This is a genomic window from Polaromonas sp. P3_C2, assembly GCF_056402675.1.
On sequence record NZ_JBFUGX010000526.1, the window covers coordinates 1 to 2,965 of the forward strand.

At 56.8% G+C, this 2,965-nt stretch carries 3 protein-coding genes and 1 pseudogene; all 4 read right to left on the reverse strand.

The window, feature by feature from the left end; all coding sequences use genetic code 11:
- Nucleotides 1–890, reverse strand: a pseudogene (gene rpoB / locus AC1DWI_RS18345) (DNA-directed RNA polymerase subunit beta); the annotation flags it as partial.
- Nucleotides 891–1,145: 255 nt separating this feature from the next.
- Nucleotides 1,146–1,523 (reverse strand): 50S ribosomal protein L7/L12, encoded by a 378-nt coding sequence (gene rplL, locus AC1DWI_RS18350; protein ID WP_431094480.1) that lies wholly within the window; start codon nt 1,521–1,523, stop codon nt 1,146–1,148.
- Between the two features lie 29 nt (nt 1,524–1,552).
- Nucleotides 1,553–2,083, reverse strand: a complete 531-nt coding sequence (gene rplJ, locus AC1DWI_RS18355) for a 50S ribosomal protein L10 (RefSeq protein ID WP_477670197.1) — start codon at nt 2,081–2,083, stop codon at nt 1,553–1,555.
- Between the two features lie 262 nt (nt 2,084–2,345).
- Nucleotides 2,346–2,965: 50S ribosomal protein L1 (gene rplA, locus AC1DWI_RS18360; protein ID WP_477725391.1), on the reverse strand; the 620-nt coding region annotated here is incomplete at its 5' end.

The window sequence follows — 2,965 nt, forward strand, 5'->3', positions numbered from 1 at the left end:
TCGGGAACGCTGATCGTCGTGGTGCCACTTTGCTCCAGCTCGCGGGTATGGCGAACGGTGATGCGCTTGTCTTTTGCGACCACGACTTTGCCGTTTTTGTCGGTGATGTCGAAACGGGCCACTTCACCGCGCATGCGCTCGGCCACGAACTCCATCTGTGCACCGCTATCCATTAGGCGGAAATTGTCGAACACAAAGAAATTGGCCAGGATGGATTCCGGATTCAGACCAATGGCCTTGAGCCGAATCGTGACGGGCATCTTGCGACGACGGTCAACCCGGAAGTACAGGATGTCTTTGGGGTCGAACTCGAAGTCGAGCCACGAACCGCGGTAGGGAATGATACGGGCCGAAAACAGGAGTTTGCCCGAGCTGTGGGTCTTGCCCTTGTCGTGTTCAAAAAACACGCCAGGTGAACGGTGCAACTGGGACACGATCACGCGCTCGGTCCCGTTGATCACAAAAGAGCCCTTGTCGGTCATGAGCGGCACTTCGCCCATATAAACCTCTTGCTCTTTGACTTCCTTGACCACCTTGGACTGCGATGTGGAGGATTCGCGGTCATAAATGATCAGCTGCACCTTGGCGCGCACGGCCGAGGCGAAAGTGAGTCCACGGGTCTGGCATTCACGCACGTCAAACGCCGGCTTGGCCAGGTTGTACTCGATGAATTTCATCTCGACAAAACCATTGTGCGAGACGATGGGGAAAGCGTTTTCAAACGCTGCCTGCAGGCCTTCAACGGTGCGCTTTTGAGGTGCACGGTCGGCTTGCAGGAACGCTGTGTACGCGTCTTTCTGCATTTGCAGCAAATAGGGAACAGTCAACACGCTTTCGCGGTTGCCGAAGCTTTTGCGGATGCGTTTACGTTCGGTGTAGGAATAGGCCATGAGTTCTCCGCGTTGATGGGCTCTGGCGACTCTCGTGCCCGAATACACCACGTATTCAGGCAGCTTGGTGGTTGGCCACTACCAACCATGGCGGACGGTGACGCATTGCACGTCACCCGAACCAAGGCGTTTTCTGCAGTCGGGGTCAGAAAACACTGGAAAGCAGACGGTTAAGTCTGCTTTTCGGTGTGTTCCTTGAAACACGAAAGGCTGGAAGCCCGACTACGGTCTTCCAGCCTTCTCAAACACCAAGAATTACTTGAGTTCGACTTTCGCGCCGGCTTCTTCGAGCTTCTTCTTCGCAGCTTCTGCGTCAGCCTTTGGAGCGCCTTCCTTGACGTTCTTCGGAGCACCGTCAACCAGGTCCTTGGCTTCTTTCAGGCCCAGACCGGTGATTTCGCGAACGGCCTTGATGACCGACACCTTGTTGGCGCCAGCTTCGAGCAGCACGACATTGAAGTCGGTCTTCTCTTCAGCAGCTGCAGCAGCACCGCCGCCACCGCCAGCAGCGGGAGCAGCCATCGCAGCTGCGCTCACGCCAAATTTCTCTTCGATGGATTTCACCAATTCGTTGAGTTCGAGGACCGTCATGCTATCCAGCGCGGTCAAAAATGCGTCTTTATCGAATGCCATTTTGAATTTCCTAAAAAGTTGGGTACAAATTACGCTGCTACAGCTTCAGCTGCTGCGGGGGCATCGGCTGCGTCGCCGCCCTTTTTGGCCGCCAGGGCGCCCAGCACAACGGCCGTACGCGACATAGGCGACATCAGCAAGCCACACAACTGGGCGAGCAACACTTCCTTGGAGGGAATGTTGGCCAGTTGCTTCACGCCGTTCACGTCCAGGGATTTACCGCCAAATGCACCACCGCGAATCACCAATTTGTCATTGGTTTTTGCGAAGTCAGCGACTACTTTTGCAGCAGCCACGGCATCCGTGGAAAAGCCATAGATCAGCGGACCGGTCATCTGGTCGGACACGACTTCGAATGCACTGCCTGCCACGGCACGGCGAGCCAGGGTGTTCTTCAGAACACTCAGGTTCACGCCTTTGTCGCGGGCTTGGCTGCGCAGACGGGTCATGTCAGCGACCGTGATACCACGGTATTCCGCCATCACGAGCGTTTGAGCTTTAGCGGCGAGGCCAGTCACTTCATCAATGACGGCTTGTTTCTCACTGCGGTTGAGACTCAAGGTCTACTCCTTAAAAATGTGTGGTCAGKTTCGGGTGACTTGCATCCCCCTCGCCCTTCAACACGCTCATGTTCAGCGACCAACTGTTTCAGATTCTTTGCAAAACCATCTGCAGCGGGACCGCCATCTGCGTTGGCTGTCTTTCGATTAAGCGGCAAGCCCAAAAAGCCTGCCACGCCAACGGTCTTTGATGACCTGCCGGAGCGAACCCCGGCAGCCCACCACATTGAACAACCCCTGCGGGTTGCCCAAATTTCTGCGATTACGCTGCGATGGTTTGCGTGTCGACGCGAACGCCCACACCCATCGTTGACGAAACCGCAACTTTCTTCAAATACACGCCCTTGCTCGAAGCCGGTTTGGCTTTTTGCAACGCGTCGATCAGTGCAGCCAGATTGCCTTGCAACTTGGCGGTGTCGAACGAGCGGCGGCCAATCGTGCCATGAACAATACCGGCCTTGTCGACACGGAACTGAACCTGGCCGGCTTTGGCGTTCTTGACGGCTTGCGCCACGTCAGGCGTCACGGTGCCAACCTTGGGGTTAGGCATCAGGCCGCGGGGACCGAGCACCTGGCCCAGCGTACCCACGATGCGCATCGCATCGGGGGAAGCAATCACCACGTCGAAATCCATCTTGCCGGCCTTGATTTCAGCAGCAAGATCATCCATGCCGACGATGTCTGCGCCGGCGGCTTTGGCTTCTTCAGCCTTGGCACCCTGGGCGAACACGGCCACGCGCTTGGTCTTGCCGGTGCCGTTTGGCAGCACGACAGCGCCGCGAACGACCTGGTCGGATTTCTTGGCATCGATGCCGAGCTGGACAGCCACGTCGATGGATTCATCGAACTTGGCGACAGCGAATTCCTTCACGAGGCCGAGGG

Bases quoted from the DNA above. Each gene is read 5' to 3' on its own strand.
- rplL (WP_431094480.1), bottom strand. From the start codon at position 1,523: ATGGCATTCGATAAAGACGCATTTTTGACCGCGCTGGATAGCATGACG.